The sequence below is a fragment of the Mycolicibacterium arseniciresistens genome, from assembly GCF_030519285.1.
GTDB classification, from domain to species: Bacteria; Actinomycetota; Actinomycetes; order Mycobacteriales; family Mycobacteriaceae; genus Mycobacterium; species Mycobacterium arseniciresistens.
The window spans coordinates 27,903-45,199 of record NZ_JAUMSQ010000004.1; the positions used below are offsets into that span (position 1 = coordinate 27,903).

21 protein-coding genes and 1 tRNA gene are annotated in these 17,297 nt (G+C 67.7%); 7 read left to right on the forward strand and 15 right to left on the reverse strand.

Annotation, left to right across the window (positions count from 1 at the left end; genetic code table 11):
• The first annotated feature begins 2 nt into the window (after window positions 1–2).
• Window positions 3–851 (forward strand): EamA family transporter, encoded by an 849-nt coding sequence (locus Q2100_RS01195; RefSeq protein WP_302912505.1) that lies wholly within the window; start codon window positions 3–5, stop codon window positions 849–851.
• On the opposite strand, the gene Q2100_RS01200 is transcribed toward Q2100_RS01195, so the two are convergent.
• Both Q2100_RS01200 and Q2100_RS01205 read right to left on the reverse strand, forming a co-directional pair.
• Window positions 848–2,527, reverse strand: a complete 1,680-nt coding sequence (locus tag Q2100_RS01200) for an alpha-amylase family protein (RefSeq protein ID WP_302912506.1) — start codon at window positions 2,525–2,527, stop codon at window positions 848–850. The two genes, Q2100_RS01195 and Q2100_RS01200, sit on opposite strands and share 4 nt — an antisense overlap.
• On the reverse strand, window positions 2,524–3,519 hold the full coding sequence (locus tag Q2100_RS01205; protein WP_302912507.1) for a TIGR03885 family FMN-dependent LLM class oxidoreductase: 996 nt from the start codon (window positions 3,517–3,519) through the stop codon (window positions 2,524–2,526). Before Q2100_RS01205 ends, Q2100_RS01200 begins: the two co-directional genes overlap by 4 nt.
• Window positions 3,520–3,641: 122 nt before the next feature.
• Here Q2100_RS01205 and Q2100_RS01210 point away from each other — a divergent pair, with 122 nt between their 5' ends.
• Both Q2100_RS01210 and Q2100_RS01215 read left to right on the forward strand, forming a co-directional pair.
• A complete protein-coding gene (locus Q2100_RS01210; protein ID WP_407667556.1) occupies window positions 3,642–4,361 on the forward strand; it encodes a cutinase family protein in 720 nt (239 codons plus the stop codon).
• A 5-nt stretch (window positions 4,362–4,366) separates the two neighbouring features.
• Entirely contained in the window at window positions 4,367–4,522 is a 156-nt protein-coding gene (locus Q2100_RS01215; RefSeq protein ID WP_302912508.1) for a hypothetical protein, read from the forward strand.
• A gap of 30 nt (window positions 4,523–4,552) precedes the next feature.
• On the opposite strand, the gene Q2100_RS01220 is transcribed toward Q2100_RS01215, so the two are convergent.
• From Q2100_RS01220 to Q2100_RS01235, 4 genes are all read right to left on the reverse strand, one after another.
• Complete coding sequence (locus Q2100_RS01220; protein ID WP_302912509.1) at window positions 4,553–6,511, reverse strand: serine/threonine-protein kinase; 1,959 nt, start codon at window positions 6,509–6,511, stop codon at window positions 4,553–4,555.
• A gap of 104 nt (window positions 6,512–6,615) precedes the next feature.
• Window positions 6,616–6,993, reverse strand: coding sequence for a heme-binding protein (locus Q2100_RS01225; RefSeq protein WP_302912510.1), 378 nt, complete (start codon window positions 6,991–6,993; stop codon window positions 6,616–6,618).
• A 41-nt stretch (window positions 6,994–7,034) separates the two neighbouring features.
• The gene (locus Q2100_RS01230; protein ID WP_302912511.1) at window positions 7,035–7,361 is read right to left on the reverse strand and encodes a hypothetical protein; all 327 of its coding nucleotides are present in this window, start codon (window positions 7,359–7,361) and stop codon (window positions 7,035–7,037) included.
• 303 nt (window positions 7,362–7,664) lie between these two features.
• Window positions 7,665–8,300: a TetR/AcrR family transcriptional regulator gene (locus tag Q2100_RS01235; RefSeq protein ID WP_302912512.1), complete on the reverse strand. Its 636-nt coding sequence runs from the start codon at window positions 8,298–8,300 to the stop codon at window positions 7,665–7,667.
• A gap of 94 nt (window positions 8,301–8,394) precedes the next feature.
• Here Q2100_RS01235 and Q2100_RS01240 point away from each other — a divergent pair, with 94 nt between their 5' ends.
• Window positions 8,395–9,567, forward strand: a complete 1,173-nt coding sequence (locus Q2100_RS01240) for an aromatic ring-hydroxylating oxygenase subunit alpha (RefSeq protein WP_302912513.1) — start codon at window positions 8,395–8,397, stop codon at window positions 9,565–9,567.
• Window positions 9,568–9,580: 13 nt separating this feature from the next.
• Here Q2100_RS01240 and Q2100_RS01245 read toward each other — a convergent pair whose 3' ends face one another.
• Window positions 9,581–9,988, reverse strand: coding sequence for an HNH endonuclease (locus Q2100_RS01245; RefSeq protein WP_302912514.1), 408 nt, complete (start codon window positions 9,986–9,988; stop codon window positions 9,581–9,583).
• Window positions 9,989–10,029: 41 nt separating this feature from the next.
• Window positions 10,030–10,104: transfer RNA gene (locus Q2100_RS01250), tRNA-Thr, on the reverse strand.
• A gap of 46 nt (window positions 10,105–10,150) precedes the next feature.
• Between Q2100_RS01250 and Q2100_RS01255 the strand changes: the two genes are divergently transcribed.
• Window positions 10,151–10,474 (forward strand): hypothetical protein, encoded by a 324-nt coding sequence (locus Q2100_RS01255; RefSeq protein WP_302912515.1) that lies wholly within the window; start codon window positions 10,151–10,153, stop codon window positions 10,472–10,474.
• A gap of 3 nt (window positions 10,475–10,477) precedes the next feature.
• Here Q2100_RS01255 and Q2100_RS01260 read toward each other — a convergent pair whose 3' ends face one another.
• On the reverse strand, window positions 10,478–11,218 hold the full coding sequence (locus tag Q2100_RS01260) for a hypothetical protein (RefSeq protein WP_269892862.1): 741 nt from the start codon (window positions 11,216–11,218) through the stop codon (window positions 10,478–10,480).
• Between the two features lie 94 nt (window positions 11,219–11,312).
• On the opposite strand from Q2100_RS01260, the gene Q2100_RS01265 reads away from it, so the two are divergent.
• Both Q2100_RS01265 and Q2100_RS01270 read left to right on the forward strand, forming a co-directional pair.
• Complete coding sequence (locus Q2100_RS01265) at window positions 11,313–12,032, forward strand: response regulator transcription factor (protein WP_269892861.1); 720 nt, start codon at window positions 11,313–11,315, stop codon at window positions 12,030–12,032.
• A 63-nt stretch (window positions 12,033–12,095) separates the two neighbouring features.
• Window positions 12,096–13,541: a sensor histidine kinase gene (locus Q2100_RS01270; RefSeq protein ID WP_302912517.1), complete on the forward strand. Its 1,446-nt coding sequence runs from the start codon at window positions 12,096–12,098 to the stop codon at window positions 13,539–13,541.
• Between the two features lie 55 nt (window positions 13,542–13,596).
• Here Q2100_RS01270 and Q2100_RS01275 read toward each other — a convergent pair whose 3' ends face one another.
• The 6 genes from Q2100_RS01275 to Q2100_RS01300 form a co-directional block, all read right to left on the reverse strand.
• Window positions 13,597–14,001: an HIT family protein gene (locus tag Q2100_RS01275; protein WP_264014000.1), complete on the reverse strand. Its 405-nt coding sequence runs from the start codon at window positions 13,999–14,001 to the stop codon at window positions 13,597–13,599.
• Window positions 14,002–14,025: 24 nt separating this feature from the next.
• A complete protein-coding gene (locus Q2100_RS01280; RefSeq protein WP_302912527.1) occupies window positions 14,026–14,889 on the reverse strand; it encodes an SDR family NAD(P)-dependent oxidoreductase in 864 nt (287 codons plus the stop codon).
• Window positions 14,885–15,322 (reverse strand): nuclear transport factor 2 family protein, encoded by a 438-nt coding sequence (locus Q2100_RS01285; RefSeq protein WP_407667557.1) that lies wholly within the window; start codon window positions 15,320–15,322, stop codon window positions 14,885–14,887. Before Q2100_RS01285 ends, Q2100_RS01280 begins: the two co-directional genes overlap by 5 nt.
• A 2-nt stretch (window positions 15,323–15,324) precedes the next feature.
• Window positions 15,325–16,452, reverse strand: a complete 1,128-nt coding sequence (locus Q2100_RS01290; RefSeq protein ID WP_264013999.1) for an NDMA-dependent alcohol dehydrogenase — start codon at window positions 16,450–16,452, stop codon at window positions 15,325–15,327.
• Window positions 16,453–16,545: 93 nt separating this feature from the next.
• Entirely contained in the window at window positions 16,546–17,085 is a 540-nt protein-coding gene (locus tag Q2100_RS01295) for a nuclear transport factor 2-like protein (RefSeq protein ID WP_302912518.1), read from the reverse strand.
• A 2-nt stretch (window positions 17,086–17,087) separates the two neighbouring features.
• Window positions 17,088–17,294, reverse strand: a complete 207-nt coding sequence (locus Q2100_RS01300; RefSeq protein ID WP_302912519.1) for a ferredoxin — start codon at window positions 17,292–17,294, stop codon at window positions 17,088–17,090.
• Window positions 17,295–17,297: the final 3 nt, after the last annotated feature.

The following is a 17,297-nucleotide window of genomic DNA, read 5'->3' on the forward strand; positions in this document are numbered from 1 at the left end:
TCATGCCCTGGGTGCCACTGCTGTTCGTCGTCGGCGCGGTGTCGCAGTACCTGGGGGCGGCCATCGGGGTCTTCCTGTTCGACACCACCGAGCCGTCGACGGTGGCCTGGCTCCGGGTTGCGACCGCGGCAGCGCTGCTCTGCGCGTGGCGCCGCCCATGGCGACTGCCGTGGACGCGGCGCGGCCTGGCCGCCGCGGGGTGCTTCGGCCTGATCACCGCGGGCATGAACTTAGCCATCTACGAGGCGATCGCGCGGATACCACTCGGCACAGCGGTGGCGATCGAATTCCTGGGTCCGGTCCTGGTGGCAGCGTTGGGTTTCCGCCATCGGCGCGATGTCTTCGCCGTCGTCCTCGTGTGCGCGGGCGTGATCCTGCTGGCCGGTGTGCAGTTCGACGCCTCCTGGCTCGGTGTCGCCTTCGCGCTGGCGTCGGCGGCGATGTGGGCCGGTTACATCGTCATGGGCAAGATCGTGGCCGACGCCGGACAGGGCCTCGACTCCCTCGCGGTCGGCATGGCGATCGCGGCGGTGGTCATCGCGCCGGCGATCATCGCCGGCCAGGCGTGGGCCGACGCGTCGGTGTTCCTCGACGCGCGAACGTGGCTGGTCGGCGCCGGTATCGGTGTGCTGTCCACGGCGATTCCGTACGTGCTGGACCAGCTGGTGCTCGCGCGGGTGGGACGCGCGCGGTTCGCCCTCCTGCTGTCATTGCTGCCCACCACGGCGGCGGTGGTCGGAGCCGTTGTGCTGCTACAGATTCCGACGGCCGCCGAGATCATCGGCATCGTCCTGGTGATAGCCGCGCTCGTGGTCGGGGCGCGGCCGACGGCCGCCGGTCCGCCCGCCTAGATGATCGGGTCGTCGTCCGGGCGGCGCAGCCGCAACCACCGGTAGCCGTAGGGCTCCATGCCGATCTCGATGCGGCCCTTGCTGTCGAGCTCATGTTCGGTGAGCCCGTGCAGCAGGTCCACGAGCAGGCATCCGCCCTCGTCCTCGAGCTGCACGGGCACCATGCAGCTGTCCGCGCCGAAGTTGTGCAGCGCCAGCATCAACCAGTCCGAATCGGCCTCCCGGCAGACGTGTGCCAGCACTCCGGTGTGGGGCTGCTTGAGCACCTCTGGAGTCGACCAGCCGATCTCGGGCTGCTGCCGGTAGGTGTAGATGAGGTTGCGCATGAACCACCAAAACGAGTCGTGGTCGTGCCGCTGATCGGCGGCGTTGACGCGATCGGGACCGTACATCCCGTCGGGTAGTGGACGCGGCAGGCGCCGTTTGCCGGCGCGGGAGAAGCCCCCGTTGGGCCCGCCGGTCCACTGCATCGGGGTGCGCACCGCGAATCGTCCCGGGACGTCCAGATTCTCGGCCATCCCGATCTCTTCACCATAGAAGAGCACCGGTGTGCCGGGCAGTGAGAACGCCAGCGAGTAGGCCATCTTCATCCGCCGTTGATCACCGCCGAGCATGGCGGGCAGCCGACGGCGCAGCCCGCGGCCGTAGAGCTGCATGTCCTCCTCCGGCCCGAACGCATCGAACACCTCCTGGCGTTCGTCGTCGCTCAGCTTGTCGAGGGTGAGTTCGTCGTGGTTGCGCACGAAGTTCGCCCACTGGCTGGTGATGTCGAGCTTCGGCCGTTGCCGCAGTGCCTTGGCGATCGGGCGGGCATCGGCCCGGGCGAGCGACAGGAAGATCGCCTGCATGCCGATGAAGTCGAACTGCATGTTCAGGCCGTCGCCGTCGGCACCGCCGAAGAACGCCTTCTGATCCTTGTAGGGCACGTTGACCTCGCCGAGCAGCACGGCGTCGCCAACGCGGCGGTTCACGAAATTGCGGACGTCGCCCAGGTATTCGAAGGGATCGAACGGATCCGGCCGGCCTGGGACGGCGTCCTTCGCGAACAGGAACGGCACGGCGTCGACGCGAAATCCCGAGACCCCCAGCTGCAGCCAGAAGCCGAGGGTGCGCGAGATCTCCTCCTGGACCTTGGGATTCTCGATGTTGAGGTCGGGCTGGTGCTTGTAGAAGTGGTGCAGATACCACTCGCCGGTCTTGGGGTCGAGCTCCCAGAGGCTGTCCTCCTGGTCGGGGAAGACGACGTCCTTCGAGGTGTCGGGCGGCTCGGTGTCGGTCCAGACGAAGTAGTCGCGGTAGGAGTCGTCCTTGCTGCGGCGGGCTGACTTGAACCAGGGGTGGGCATCGGACGTGTGGTTCATCACGAAGTCGATGATCACCCGGATGCCGTGCGCTTTGGCGGTGCGGACCAGCTCGACGAAGTCGCCGAGTGTCCCCAGGCGGGGATCGACGCCCAGGAAGTCGATGATGTCGTAGCCGTCGTCCTTGCGGCCGGTGGGATAGAAGGGCATGAGCCACAGGCAGGTCACACCCAGATCGGCGAGGTATTCGACGCGTTCGGTCATTCCGCGGATGTCACCGCAGCCGTCGCCGTTCCAGTCGTAGAAGGTCTCGATGTCGGCGCAGTAGAAGACGGCGTTCTTGTACCAGAGGTCGCCGGTGTCGGCCCGCCTCATGCGTTCGCCGCCTCGGCGGCCGGTGCGGGGGCCGTCGGGGACAGCTGCGGCAGCACGTGTTCGCCGAACGCGTCGATGAACGGCGTCTGCTGCTGGCCGACGAAGTGCAGGTACAGCTCGTCCCAGCCCTGCTCGAGGTAGCCGTGCAGCCACTCGGCGTGCCTGCCGAGGTCACTGGAGATGTTCACCGACTTCCTGACCTGGTCGACGGTGACGTCCTGGCCGATCGCGTCGAACGCCTCGACGGACTCGGTGTCCCAGCAGACCGGTGGCGGGAACACGTTGCTGCGCCACTGGTCGTGCGCGATGGCCTCCGCGGTGTCCTCGTCGGGCGCCCAGCTCAGGTGGATCTGCAGCCGGGCAGGTCCCCGGCCGCCGGCGTCGCGGTACGCGTCGAGCACCCGCCGCAGGGTCTCGCTGTCCTGGTTGACGGTGATCAGCGCGTCGGCCCAGGCGGCGTGGCGGGCGGCGGTCTCGGGCGTGACGGCCGGGCCGACGAGATCGGGGACGGTGTCGGGCAGCGTCCACAACCGGGCACGGTTGACGTGCACCAGGCCGTCGTGGCTGACCTCCTCGCCGCGCAGCAGCCGCCGGATGACGTCGACGCATTCGACGAGGCGCTGGTCGCGCACCTCTTTACGTGGCCAGACGTCACCGGTGACCCGTTCGTTGGACGCCTCGCCGGAACCGAGGGCCGCCCAGAACCGCCCCGGGAACATCTGCGCCAGCGTGGCGATGCCCTGGGCGATGATCGCCGGGTGATAGCGCTGCCCCGGAGCGTTGACCACGCCGAACGGCAGATTCGTGGTGGCGAGTGCGGCGCCGAGGAAGGCCCAGGCGAATCCGGACTCGCCCTGCCGCTCGCTCCACGGACTCAGGTGGTCGGAGGACATGCCGGCGGTGAAGCCGGCCTGTTCGGCGTGCTGGACGTCGCGCAGTAGCTGGGCTGGGTCGATCTGCTCGTGCGAGCAGTGGAAGCCGATGACCGTCATGACCGGGGCATACCCGTTTCTGGGAGGTCGTGCTCAGCAGTTGTGACGGCCGCGGGTTCGCGGGTTGCGTCAGCAAAGTTCGGGGTATGACAGCACTTCCTGATCGGAAGAAGGAGTGTGCGATGGAGCGCAGAGACTTGGCCGGCCGCGCGGCGGCTGTGATGGCCGCGGTGGCCTTCGTGGCCGCGATGCTGGTGGGAGCGCCGGCCCCGGCGGCAACGGCCCAGCCGTGTGCGGACGTGGAGGTGGTGTTCGCCCGAGGTACCGGGGAGGCTCCGGGCGTCGGAGGCGTCGGCCAGTCCTTCGTCGACGCGCTGCGCAACCAGGCGGCGCCGAGGACGGTCAACGTCTACGCCGTCAACTACCCGGCCAGCAACAACTTCTCCGGCGGCGTCGACTTCGCGCGAACGGTCGTCGACGGCATCAGGGACGCCGGCAGCCACATCCAGGCGACTGCCGCCAACTGCCCGGACACCCGCATCGTGCTCGGTGGCTTCTCCCAGGGTGCGGCGGTTGCCGGCTACACCACCTCCGCGTCGGTTCCCGCTGACATCCCGCCCGCATACGCGTCGTACATTCCGCAGCCGCTGGCACCGGAGATCGCCGAACACGTCGCGGCGGTGACGCTGTTCGGCGCGCCGTCGGAGCCGTTCTTGCGCAGCTACGGCGCACCGCCCATCGTGATCGGCCCGCTGTACGCGCCGAAGACCACCCAGTTGTGCGCCCAGGGCGACACGATCTGCGACGGCACTCCCGGCGGTCAGCCGTCGGTCGCGCACGCGCTCTACGGCGTGAACGGAATGACCGCGCAGGCAGCGTCGTTCGTCGTCGGCCGGCTGTGACGCCGATGACCGAACCCAACGACCCGTCGGCCCGGCCAAAGGACGCCACCGAGGTCACCGACGAGCAACGCGACCAGCAGGAGCTGTTCGAGCATCAGGGTGAGGACCCCGATGCGCCGGGTCAGCACGAGAGCCGCCATCAAATCGCCGACGAGAACTGAGAGCGCTGCGCTGCCTCGATCGAACGATCGTCAGAGCTGATGTGGCGGTCGGTGTCGGATCACCCGCTCGAGCGCCTGGATGTCGGTTTCGATCAGCCGCGACAGCCAGTACACGAGGACGAACGCGGCGATCCCCCCGATACAGAGCACCCTGATCGGCACGATGACTTCGGCGATCTCCGCGGCGGTCAGGAAACTCACGGCCACGACGCCGAGCAGGGGCACCGAGGCCGCGACCGCCAGATAGCGGGGCAGCCGACGGCTCAGTGCGCGTAGCTGCTCGGCCTCCCGCGGGTCCGTCTGCCCGTGTGCCACCAGTTCCGGGTAGACGCTACGAACGACGTAGAAGGTCACCAGGAAGAACGGATATGCGATCGCGATCGCGCCGCACACCGTGATCGACCCGAAGAAGTGGATCGCCGACCTGCCCGGGATCCCACCCGCGGCGAACTGCATGGTGAACGGAAACGCCAGCGCAGACAGGAACCACAGACCGAACACGACGAACACGACCCGGTCACCTGCGACGAGGCAGTCGTGACGCGCTCTGGCCAGGGCCTCCGCGGCCGGCGGCGGCCCCCGGCGCAGGCGCCGCGGGACCGAGATGACGTAGCGGAACCAGTAGATCAGCACCGCCCCGCCGAGCGGGAAGAAGACCAGGTTGATCAGTGTGGTGACCACCATGAACCGGGTCTGGGCATGCTCGGACAGCTGGCTGACGATGAGCAGCTGATTGTGCTGGATGTTGTACGCGCTGGCCAGCACATTGGGGATCAGGATGGCCAGCGTGGCGATCGGCAGGAAGAACGGCCGCAGCCGCAGCCGCCAACTTCGTGCTGGGGGATCGACCAGGTCACGGGCATGCGGATCGAGGCACAACTGCAGTTGCTCGGCGAATTCGGCGCCCGAGGTCCAGCGCTGATCGCGATCGCTGCTGAGTGCCTTCAACAGCACGCGACGCAGCGCGGCGGGGCAGTCCGCGGGTAGTGCGGTGAGTGCGGACGCCGAAACCCCCTGCGCCCGGGCGGTCAACATGAGCTCGAGTGCAGTGGTGTCGCCGATCGACCCGCCGGAGTCCGCCCTCGCGGCTTGTGCCGCGGAGTCGTCGAACGGTTTCACGCCGGTCAGCAGCTCCCACAACACGACCGCCAGCGAGAAGTTGTCGCTGCGGGTGTCGAGATCTGCCGCGTCCTGGGTGTGTCCGGGCCGGCATGCCATCAGCTGCTCGGGCGACATGTAGGACAGCGAGCCGCCGAAGTAGTCGAACGGGCTTGCGCCGGTGACGTTGCGGGCGAAGCTGATGTTGAAGTCCGCGAGTTTCGGGGTGCAGTCGGGGGCGAGCAGGACGTTGGCGAGCTTGATGTCGCGGTGCAGGACACCCCGCGACGTCGCGTAGTGCACCGCCTCGGCGAGTCTCTTCCCCAGCCAGGCGACCGTCTCCGGCCAGGTCAGGTCCGCGAGCTCTGCCCGGGTGGCAGATTCGGTGGGCCGGATCTCGCCGCGCGACTCCAGCGCGCTGTCGACCGTGTCGATCAAGGCCTGACCCGAGTCAGGTGGCCGGCCCGCACGGTGCACGGCTTCGACGAGGTCGAGCAGCGTCCCGCCGGGCAGGTACTGCATGTACAGCAGCCGCCAGTCTCGATCGGGGAGGATCCGCTGGTCGAATACCCGGACGATGTAGTCGTGATCGAGCTGGGCGAGGGTTTGTGGCTCGTGGCCCAGGTTCTCCGAGATCTTGACTGCCACCAGCCGCTGCAGCGACAGTTGCCGGGCCAGGAAGACACGCGCGAATGCGCCGCTGCCGAGTTCGATGAGCAGATCGAAGTCGTCGAGCCGCTGGCCGACCTCGATTTCCGTGAAATGGGTGCACGGTCCGACGACAGGCGCTGGTCCGAAAGTCCCGGTGCGGCCTTCTGTTTCTTCGCCGAAGAAGGGCGTGGCTTGAGTGCGGGTCAACTCGGCCGGGTAGTCGGCAGTCGGATCTGTCATCGCAACCTCGTTCAGGTCACCTAGATCCTAGCGGCTGCGGTGCTCCCAGCCTGCGAGTTTGCGGCGCTGATGTCCGTGGGCGAGCCCTCGCCACGTTTCTGTCGTCAGGGTGTGAGGGGCGCCCCGCAACGCTGACGGAAGTCGACCGAGGGTTGCCGGATGCGCTGGAGCTCCTGCCGGACCGCGGGATTGGCGTCGAGATACACCTGGACCTTCTCGCCGATCTCGTTCTTCGGCTGGCCCTTGAGGCCGGTGAAGAAGTCGTTCACCGGTGGATTGAGGGTGAGGTAGTTCGACGTCTCGAACGTGACGCCGGACATCACTCGTGCCAGCTCGGCGGCTGTGCACGGAGGCGGGATCGGAGCGGGCGGAAGAGGTTGTGCGCCGGCGGATCCGGTGGCGATCGCGAAGGCGCAAGCCAGGGCGCCGAAACCGGCCACTCCCATCGCTGTGCGGCGTCCGGGGCGGGTTGCAGGCAACATCGTGTCTCCTTGATCGATGGATTGGCCGGTCACGTCGGGGCTCACCGTGGTCCTCTTCCGCCGCCGCCGCCCCCGCCGCCGGGCCGGTTCGGGCGGTTGGGACGATCCGGACGATCGATGCCGGGATCCCACGCGACGTCGAGATCCCAGCCGCTGTTGCAGTACCAGTCGTTCTCGCACGGGTAGGGGACCACCGGGGTGGCTGCTCTGGGCACGCCGTTGGCGCCGCGCACGTCGCCCTGGGCGCAGATCGTCGTCCCACCCGAGTAGGTGCAGTCCGCCTCTGCCGGGGGCGCCGACACGATGACCGCCATGGGGACCGCCGCAGCGGCCACCCCCCACGCCAGGTAGCGCCGCTGTGATCGCATGACAGCTCCCGTTCGTCGGATGCGCGGGCGCAGGCGCCCGTACAGCCGGACTATAAGTCGCCGGATGAATGGTGGGTGGGGATCCGACATTTCAATGGAGCCCCGAAGCCGCACGCTCTGGTTGATCGTTCGTGAGGCGGCTGAGTGTCGGCAAACATGTTCGTAGTACAACCGTTCGTTGCCGACGGGGCGATTCTCCAGTTTGGTGTCGAGATTCGTGTTCTGGATATCCGATAATCGGCGCTGCAATTTTCCGGTGGCGCGACCAACGATGCTGATCTACCCGAGTCTGTGCTTCTGCGTTCACTTTCGGGCATTGCTCGACGGCGCCGACGTGGCCGCACGTGAGCGCTCCTGAACGGCGGGAGCTATCCATCGGTGCAGGTACGCCCGCAGCCCGTCGCCGTGGCGGGTCGGGCCTCCCGGGTCGAGGATGAAGGACTGCAGGGTCCGCAGCATGAACTCGACGAGTTCGTCGAGGCGGTCACCGCTGAAGCCGGCGGCCACCCAGTCGACGTTGAACCGTTGCAGGATCGAGCGTCCGAAGGAGATGGCGACCTCCGAGGTGACCCCTGCGGCGAAGGCGCTTGCCTTCCCCGGTTGCATCACCAGACCGAGATAACGGTCGTACGGGAGTGTTTCCAGTGTGTACGCGATTCCCTCGACGACGGCGGCGGTGGGGTCGGTGATCGACTGCAGGTCGCCGGCCAGCCGGTCCAGGAAGCCGCCGACCGCCGATATCGCGGTGGCCGTCAGCAGCGCATCGAGAGTCGGGAAGTAGCGGTACACCGTCTGCCGCGTGACACCGAGCGCCGTCGCGACCTCCGACACGCTCACCGTGCCGTGCGCGTCGATCCGGGCGCGCGCCGCTTCCAGGATGCGATTCGCCGCCGCCTCGTCGTCTACGGGGATGTCGCCCGCCCAGCCGTGTCTGCGCACCACCGCATGGTGTCATCCCCGGTGTCGAATCTTGACCATACAATTCATGGTAAGTGTATGTTCAGGCGACGAGCGCAGGACGAAAGGTGAGGCCATGACGACAATCTTCAGCAAGCCGGTGAGTAATCAGGACGCGGAACTCACGCGGCGCGCACTCGGGCACGCGCTCGGTAAGACGACCGACATGGCGGAGCGCGAGTTGCGCGTACCGCTGCACTACTACCGCGACGCCAAGATCACCGAGATCGAAGAATCGCAGATCCTGCGACGGGTGCCGTTGGCGATCCTGCCCTCGGCGCAGATCCCCGACGCCAACGACTACGTCGTCCGGTCGGTGCTCGGTGATTCGCTGCTGGTGACGCGCGACCGCAACGGCACGAGCCACGTCTTCCTCAACTACTGCCGCCATCGTGGGGCGATGCCCGCCTGCGGCACCGGCAGCGCATCACGGTTCACGTGCCCGTATCACGCGTGGACGTATCGCAACACCGGTGAACTGATCACCGTCCCGGGCAGCGCCGGGTTCGATTCGATGGACAAGGCGGACTACGGATTGGTCGAACTACCCAACGAGGAGCGGCACGGCTTCATCTGGGCCGTCCTGACCGCGGATGCGTCCATCGACGTCGCCGCACATCTCGGACCGCTCGGCCAGGAACTCGAGTCGATGAACTACGCGTCCTACGGCTACCACACCGAGCGCGAATTCGAGTCGAACGTCTCGTGGAAGGGCGCGCTGGAGGCGTTCGCAGAGGCCTACCATTTTCCATTCGTCCATGGGCAGAGCGTGATCGGCCAGAACACGCTGGCCAATACGTCGCTCTACGATGAATACGGCAAGCATCACCGGATGGGCTTCCCGTTCAACTGGATCACCTCGCTGGACGCCGACCCGAGCGGATCGTGGGAGCCACACCTCAACATGGGCATCATCTACTGGGTGTATCCGAACCTGATTCTGGCCAACAGCCCGGTCGGCGTCGAGATCATCGACATCCTTCCCGCCGGCGCTCCGACCAGATGCACTGTGCGGCACAGCTGGATGGGTCGCGTGCCGGCCGTCGACGATGCGATGCGCGCCGCCTACGACGAGGTGTACGAGAACGTCCACGCTGCCGTGCGGGACGAGGACTTCGCGATGCTGCCCCAGTGCGGGGAGGGCGTGCGGCACGGCCAACACGACCACATGATCATCGGGCGCAACGAGATCGGCGTCCAACACATGATCAAGGTGTTCGCCCAGGAACTCGGCGTCGCCCTGCAATGAGGGCGGCGCTACCTCAGTACGACTGGCCGTCGGCGTAACGCTGCCTGCGGTAGTGACGCCCCTTGCCGCGGTTGCGGTTCTTGAAGGTCGGTAGCTGCGAGTCGCAGTTCGGGCAGATCAGCCGCAGGTTCTCCCGTCGGTTGTTGGTCGGGTCGCCGTCGATGTGGTCCAGCACCAAGGCCAGCGGCAGATCGAGCCAGACGCTTGCGCCGCCGCAGATTGCGCAGCAACCCGACTGGGCGGCGGCGATGTAGGTACGGATGTAGTGGCCGCGGCTGGAGCCTGGCCACGCCTCGCCGGATTCGAGCCAACGTCGCGTACCGGTGTCACGCCGGACCGTCGCCTGGCAGGCATTGCTGCAGTAGATCTTCTGGCTGCGCTTCGAGAGCGGTGAACCACAGCCGCGGCACTGTTGTGTCACGCCTCGGACGCTACGACGGGCCACCGACAGCCAGTGCTTCGTGGAGCCTCCTATCGGGATTGAACCGATGACATTCCGCTTACAAGGCGAACGCTCTACCACTGAGCTAAGGAGGCGACGGCCAGAGTTTACCGGGTTGCGCTCGCGGGGAACCCGCTGCCCGTGACTGTCAAGGACGATCTGCTGGCCGACTTCCCACACGTGTATCCCGCGCTTCCGCGGGACAGGGTCGAGCGGCTGCTGACGCTGCTCGACCAGAGCGCCGGGACCGAGGGCAGTCTCGCTACGTCCATCGCCACCTCGCTGGAGCCGCTCGCGCCCGAGGTGGCCGGTCGCATCAAGTCATACAAGAGCTCCGACGACGTCGACGACTACGTCCGCATGCTGCGCGGCGCGACCGTGCTGCTGCTCCAGAGGTGGGACGGAGAGCCGCCGGACGCCGACGCGGTCAGCGCCGCGGTGCGGGACCTCGAAGCCGAGGGCTGACCCCTACTCGTCGGCCTCGACGATGCGCTGTGAGCGCACCACGGTGGTCGTCGGCGCCGGCCGGTTGCGCGGCCTCCGACCCGGGAACGGGATGCGGTCGGCGATGTTGCTCAGCGGGTTGACCACCTGGCTGAGCGTGATCACCGCGTCCCGCAGCGCCTCGATGGTCGGTTCGAGTGCCTCCAGCCCCGGCGCCAATCGGTTCAGGGTGTCCGCGACGGCGGCCAACTGCTCGAGCGGGCCGTTGCGGGCGGTCAGCCTCTCCACCAGCCCACCCTCGGCAAGCAGCCGGTCGGCCAGTCCGTCCTCGGCCAGCAGCCGATCGACGATGCCGTCCTCGTCGAGCAGCTGATCGACCAGCCCGCCGGGCTCGATGGCCCGCATCAGGCCGCCGTCCTCCTTGGTCAGCCGGTCCAGCACGCCGCCGGGCATGGTCAGCTTGTCCACCACTCCGCCCGGCTGCAGCAGGCGGTCGATCGGCCCGCCCGGTATCAGCGCCCGCCCGAGCGGCTGGTCGTCGTCCATCAGCCGGGCCAGCCGGTTGGCGCGCTGCACAGCCTCGTCGATGCCCAGCAGGTGCGCCATCGAGTTGGGGGCGTTCCTCGTCTGCGTGCCTGCTTCGCCGAGGGTGCGCTGCGCCAGTCCCACCGCGCCGGTGGCGGCGCCCAACGATGCCTCGGCGACGGCGAGTCCCACCCGTGCCGGTGCGGTCGCGAGGTCGACCAGGTTCTTGGCCAGGTTCATCTGACCAGTGTATGAACTGCGCAAGCATCGATTCACAGGAAGTCCACAGCCGCCCCGCAGGAAGACGATAGGCGGAGGGAGGACTCTGATGACCATGGCGATGCCTGCAATGACCGAGTCCGTTCCGGAAGCGCGGGTCCTCGTCGTCGACGACGAGGCCAACATCGTGGAACTGCTCTCTGTGAGTCTGAAGTTCCAGGGCTTCGAGGTGCACACCGCGTCCAACGGCGCGGCGGCGCTGGACAAGGCCCGCGAGGTCCATCCCGACGCCGTGATCCTCGACGTGATGATGCCCGGAATGGACGGCTTCGGCCTGCTGCGCCGGCTGCGGGCCGACGGCATCGACGCGCCCGCGCTGTTCCTGACCGCGCGCGATTCACTGCAGGACAAGATCGCGGGGCTGACGCTCGGCGGCGACGACTACGTCACCAAACCGTTCAGCCTCGAAGAGGTGGTGGCCCGACTGCGGGTGATCCTGCGCCGCATCGGCCACGGCGTCGAGGAGCCTCGCAGCGCGCGCCTGACCTTCGCCGACATCGAGCTCGACGAGGACACCCACGAGGTGTGGAAGGCCGGCGAACCGGTCTCGCTGTCGCCGACCGAGTTCACCCTGCTCCGGTACTTCATCATCAACGCGGGCACGGTGCTGTCGAAGCCGAAGATCCTCGACCACGTCTGGCGCTACGACTTCGGTGGCGACGTCAACGTCGTCGAGTCCTATGTCTCCTACCTCCGGCGCAAGATCGACACCGGCGACAAGCGGTTGCTGCACACGCTGCGCGGCGTGGGCTACGTCCTGCGCGAACCGCGATGAGCGCTTGCGCGAAGAGCCGACGGCGGCGATGAGCGCTTGCGCGATGAGCCGACGGCGCCGATAGTGCGGCAGGGCGTGCCGCTGCGGGTGGGGCTGGTGGCCGCCACCCTGGTGCTGGTGGCCTGCGGCCTGCTGGCCTCGGGCATCGCCGTCACCACGATCATGCGGCACAGCCTGGAGAACCGGGTGGACCAGACGCTGCTCGAGGCGTCGCGCGGATGGGCGCAGGCGCCCGCCCGGTCGTCGTCGATGCCCGCGGAGGGGCCGAATCCGGCCCGGCCGCCGTCGAACTTCTACGTCCGTGGCGTCGACCCCGACGGCCGGATGTGGATGGCGGTCAACGACCGTGACGCCGAACCGGTGCTGCCTGAGGACAACGACGTCGGCCCCGAACCGGTCACCGTCCACTCGGTCGACCACTCGAACGTGACCTGGCGCGCGATGACGGTGCGCGGGCCCGACGGCACCGTCACCACGGTGGCCGTCGATCTGTCCGACGTGCAGTCGACCGTCCGCGCGCTGGTGTGGTCCCAGGCCGGGATCGGCGCCGCGGTGCTCCTGGTGCTCGCAGTGCTGGGCTATGCGGTGGTGCACCGCAGTTTGAGGCCGCTGACCGAGGTGGAGGAGACGGCGGCCGCCATCGCCGCGGGCCAGCTCGACCGCCGAGTCCCGCAGCGCGACCCGCGCACCGAGGTGGGCCGACTGTCGCTGGCGCTCAACGGCATGCTCGCCCAGATCCAGCGCGCGGTGGCGTCGTCGGAGTCGTCGGCCGAGGACGCCCGCACCTCCGAGGAGCGGATGCGCCGCTTCATCACCGATGCCAGCCACGAACTGCGCACCCCGTTGACGACCATCCGCGGGTTCGCCGAGCTGTACCGCCAGGGCGCGGCCCGCGATGTGGAGATGCTGATGAGCCGCATCGAGAGCGAGTCGCGACGGATGGGCCTGCTCGTCGAGGATCTGCTGTTGCTGGCGCGTCTCGATGCGCAGCGCCCGCTCGAGCAGCGCCGGGTCGATCTGCTGGCGATGGCCACCGACGCGGTGCACGACGCGCGATCGATCGCGCCGAAGCGCTCGATCACCCTTGACGTGTTCGACGGTCCGGGCACGCCCGAGGTGCTCGGGGACGAGGCCCGGCTGCGTCAGGTGCTCGGCAATCTCGTCGCCAACGCGTTGCAGCACACTCCGGAGACCGCAGGCATCGCGCTGCGGGTCGGCACCGAAGGCGACGATGCGGTGCTCGAGGTGTGCGACGAAGGTCCCGGCATGAGTCCGGAGGACGCGCAGCGGGTGTTCGAGAGGTTCTACCGGACAGATTCGTCGCGGGCCCGGGCCAGCGGCGGCACCGGTCTGGGGCTGTCGATCGTCGATTCGCTGGTGTTCGCGCACGGTGGGACGGTCACCGTCTCCACCGCGCCCGGCGAAGGCTGCCGGTTCCGTGTGCAGCTGCCGCGGATCTCGGAGACGCCGGTGGCGGCGAGTTCGGCGGACGATTCCTCACGCGCGTAACGCCACGGCGATTTTCGGCGCCGTTTCACGCCACAGCGTTACGGACGCGGGGGCCTCAGGTCAGTTCGGCGAGCGCGGCCTTGATCTTGCGCTGAGCGTCGTCGAGCGACTCCGGCGAGGGATTGTTGTCGACGTTCGCGAAGCCGAAGTCCGCGAGATCCCGGGCCGGGAAGACGTGCACGTGCAGGTGCGGCACCTCGAGGCCGGCGATGATCAGCCCGGCGCGCTCGGCGGGGAACGCCTTGATGACGGCCTTGCCGATCAGCTGCGCCACCTCCATCACGCGACCGAAGACCGCGGGTTCGATGCCCTGCCACTGATCGATCTCGGCGCGAGGGACCACGAGCGTGTGGCCCGGCGTCATCGGCTGAATCGTGAGGAAGGCGACGATGTCGTCGTCCTCGTAGACGAATCGGCCCGGCAGTTCTCCGTTGATGATCTTGGTGAAGACGGTCGCCATGGGGACGAGCATGCCAGATCGCGGTCACCGTGTGGAAAGCAGCGCGTCCAACTCGTCGAGGGTCCACGGCGGCGAATCGTGGTGGTCCCGGTAGCCGATGAAACCGGGTGAAGGCCGGGCGAATTCGCCGATGAAGCCGCCCGCGGCGATGAAGATCCGGCCGGTGATGTCGCGGGCCCGGTCGCTGACCAGGTAGGCGTAGGCCGGGGCGACGTACTCCGGCGGTGCGGCGTCGAGCGCGCCCTGCATGCTGACGTCGTCGAGCAGGCCACGGCGGTTCAGGTCGGCGATGTGCGCCTCGTACTCCGGACCGGTCGAGAGCCTGGTCCTCGCCCCCGGGCAGACCACGTTCGCCCGGACGCCGTTCCCTCTGAGTTCCGCGGCGATCGCCAGCGTGAGCCCGTTGACCGCGCCTTTCCCGGCCGGATAGCCGGTGCCGCCGTAGTCGCCGAGGAATGCGAACGAACTCGTGTTGACGATCGCGCCGCCGCCCTGGGCGACCATCCGCGGCGCCGCGGCCCGGCACGTCTCGAACACCGTGCCGAGATGTGCGTCGAGCAGCTCGCGGAACTCCCCGCTGGTCACCGTGAGAATGGACGACCCGGGCGGCTCGGCGGTGCCCGCGCAGTTCACCAGGATGTCGATGCGGCCGAACTCCTGCACGCACGCGTCGACGAGTGCGTCGGCCACCTCGGGGTCCGCGGGTGACCCGGCGACACCGTGCGCACCCGGGATGCCCTGCGCCGCAGTCGCAACCGCGTCGCCATCTCGGCCGTTGAGCACCACTCCCGCGCCGTGCGCCGCGAGCAGCGATGCCACCGCGAGGCCCACACCCCGCGAGCCGCCGACGACGACCGCGCCACGCCCGTCGAGCGGGCCGGCGCTAATCGCCCTCGCCCTCCTGGCTGAACTCCATCGAGTCCTCCATGTTCCAGTAGCCGCGCAGGTTCGTGATCAGGCCGTCGTCGTTCACCCGGTAGGTGAAGACGCCCCGCACCGTGGCGACGAAGCCGTTGGGGAAGCGGGTGCGCAGCACCAGGATGTAGGCGATCTCCGTCGGGGAACTCGACGCGAACGTCGCCTCCCGGGTGACGGTCAGCTGGTTGGGACCGATGTTGGCGTCGAAGAACTCCGACACCGCCTGCTTGCCCCGCACCCCGTTGCCGTCCGGGTTGGTGACCGCCTGGCCGATCGGGTCCTCGAGCACCACGTCGTCGGCCATCAGGGCCAGCCAGCCCTCCTTGTCGCCGGCCTGCACGCAGCGCCACGACGACTCCGACGCGGTCACCACCGGCGTCTGCTGGGCGGTGTCGGTGCCCACGGTCAGCGGTCCGCGTCGGTGTAGCGGATGATGCCGCGGATGTTGCGGCCCTCGAGCATGTCCTTGTACCCGTCGTTGATCTGTTCGAGTTGGTACTGGCGGGTGATCATGTCGTCGAGGTTGAGCTTGCCCGCCTTGTACATCGACAGCAGCTGCGGGATGTCGTAGTGCGGGTTGCCGCCACCGAAGATGGTGCCCTGCAGGTTCTTCTGCATCAGCGTCAGCATCGCCAGGTTCAGCGTGACGTTGGTGTCCAGCAGGCTGCCGATCGCGGTCAGCACGCAGGTGCCGCCCTTGGAGGTGAGGTTGACGTAGCTGTCGACGTCGGCGCCCTTCAGCTCGCCGACCGTGACGATCACCTTCTTGGCCATCAGGCCCCAGGTGACTTCGGCGATGCCGGCGAATGCGGACTCGAGGTCCGGGTAGGTGTGTGTGGCGCCGAACTTCAGCGCCGCGTCGCGCTTCCACTCCACCGGCTCGATCACGAAGATGTTGCGCGCACCGGCGTTGACGGCGCCCTGCAGCGCCGACATGCCGACGCCACCGACGCCGATCACGGCGACGTCGTCACCCGGGCGGATGTCCGCGGTGCGGGTCGCCGAGCCGTAGCCCGTGGTGACGCCGCAGCCGACCAGGCAGGCCACCTCGAACGGGATGGACGGATCGATCTTCACGACCGAGCTCTTGTGCACCACCATGTACGGGCTGAACGTGCCGAGCAGCGTCATCGGGATGACGGGCTGACCCTTGGCGTGGATGCGATGGGTGTTGTCGGACACCGCGAGGCCGCCGAGCAGCCCGGCGCCGAGGTCGCAGAGGTTGCGGAGTCCGGCCTGACACGACGGACACCTGCCACACGACGGGATGAACGACAGCACCACGTGATCGCCGGGCGCGATGTCCTCGACTCCCGGACCGACCTCGGTGACGATGCCCGCGCCTTCGTGGCCGCCGAGCACCGGGAAACCGGCCATCGGGATGTCACCGGTGACCAGATGGTGGTCGGAGTGGCACATGCCCGACGCTTCCATCTGGATCTTGACCTCGTCCTTGACGGGGTCTCCGATCTCGATCTCCTCGATCGACCACGGCTGGTTGAACTCCCAGATGAGAGCGCCTTTTGTCTTCATCAAAAGCTGCCTTCCAATAGAGCCGGTGAGCACAGACTAGAGGCATTAGTTAGGTGCGTCACACCCGCCCCCAAGCAACTGCTTGGCCGGGAGTCACCAGATCGGGACCGGCGCGTTGCCGAGGGGGTAGTAGCCGGGCAGTTTCTCGCCGGCCAGGCTGCGTTCGATGCGCTTCTGCATGGTCGCGGTGAGGTCGCCGGACTCGATGAGCTTCATGAACATCTTCTGCACGTGGCCGAAGTCGAAGAAGTCGCGCTGCCACTCGATCTTCAGATCGTCGTTCAGCCGGAACCAGCTGCCGCCGATGCCGTAGATCTCGTCCTGGGTGCCGTCACCCTTGTTGACGATCTGCTTCCAGAAGCCGACGATCTCGTTCAGCTTCTCGTCGATGAGCACCTTCTGGTATTCGTAGTACCAGTTCTCCAGGCCTTCCATCTCCAAACCGAGTGCGGTGTCGCGGATCTCGTCCTTCCCGACGCACATCACGTCCTCTTTCGGCCCGATGTTCCAGCCGTAGGTCGCATCGTCGGTGTAGAACTCGGCCAACGGCTTCCAGTCGCCGGCCTTCTCTGCGTCCTTGTTGGCCTGCAGCCAGCGCTCGACCCAGTTCTCGAGCTGTTCACGTGACGCCATTGTCAGTCCTTCTCTTCGATGGATATTGCTCGGGTAGGGCACATGTCGACAGCCAGCTCCACGGCATCGCGGAGATCGTCGGGTGGTTCGGGGTCCAGGATCTGGACGATGCCGCGTTTGGGCACCGTGAACACGTCGGGAGCCTCCAGTTCGCACATCGCGTGGCCCTGGCACAGGTCCTCGTCGAGCACGACTCGATAGCAACCCATGTC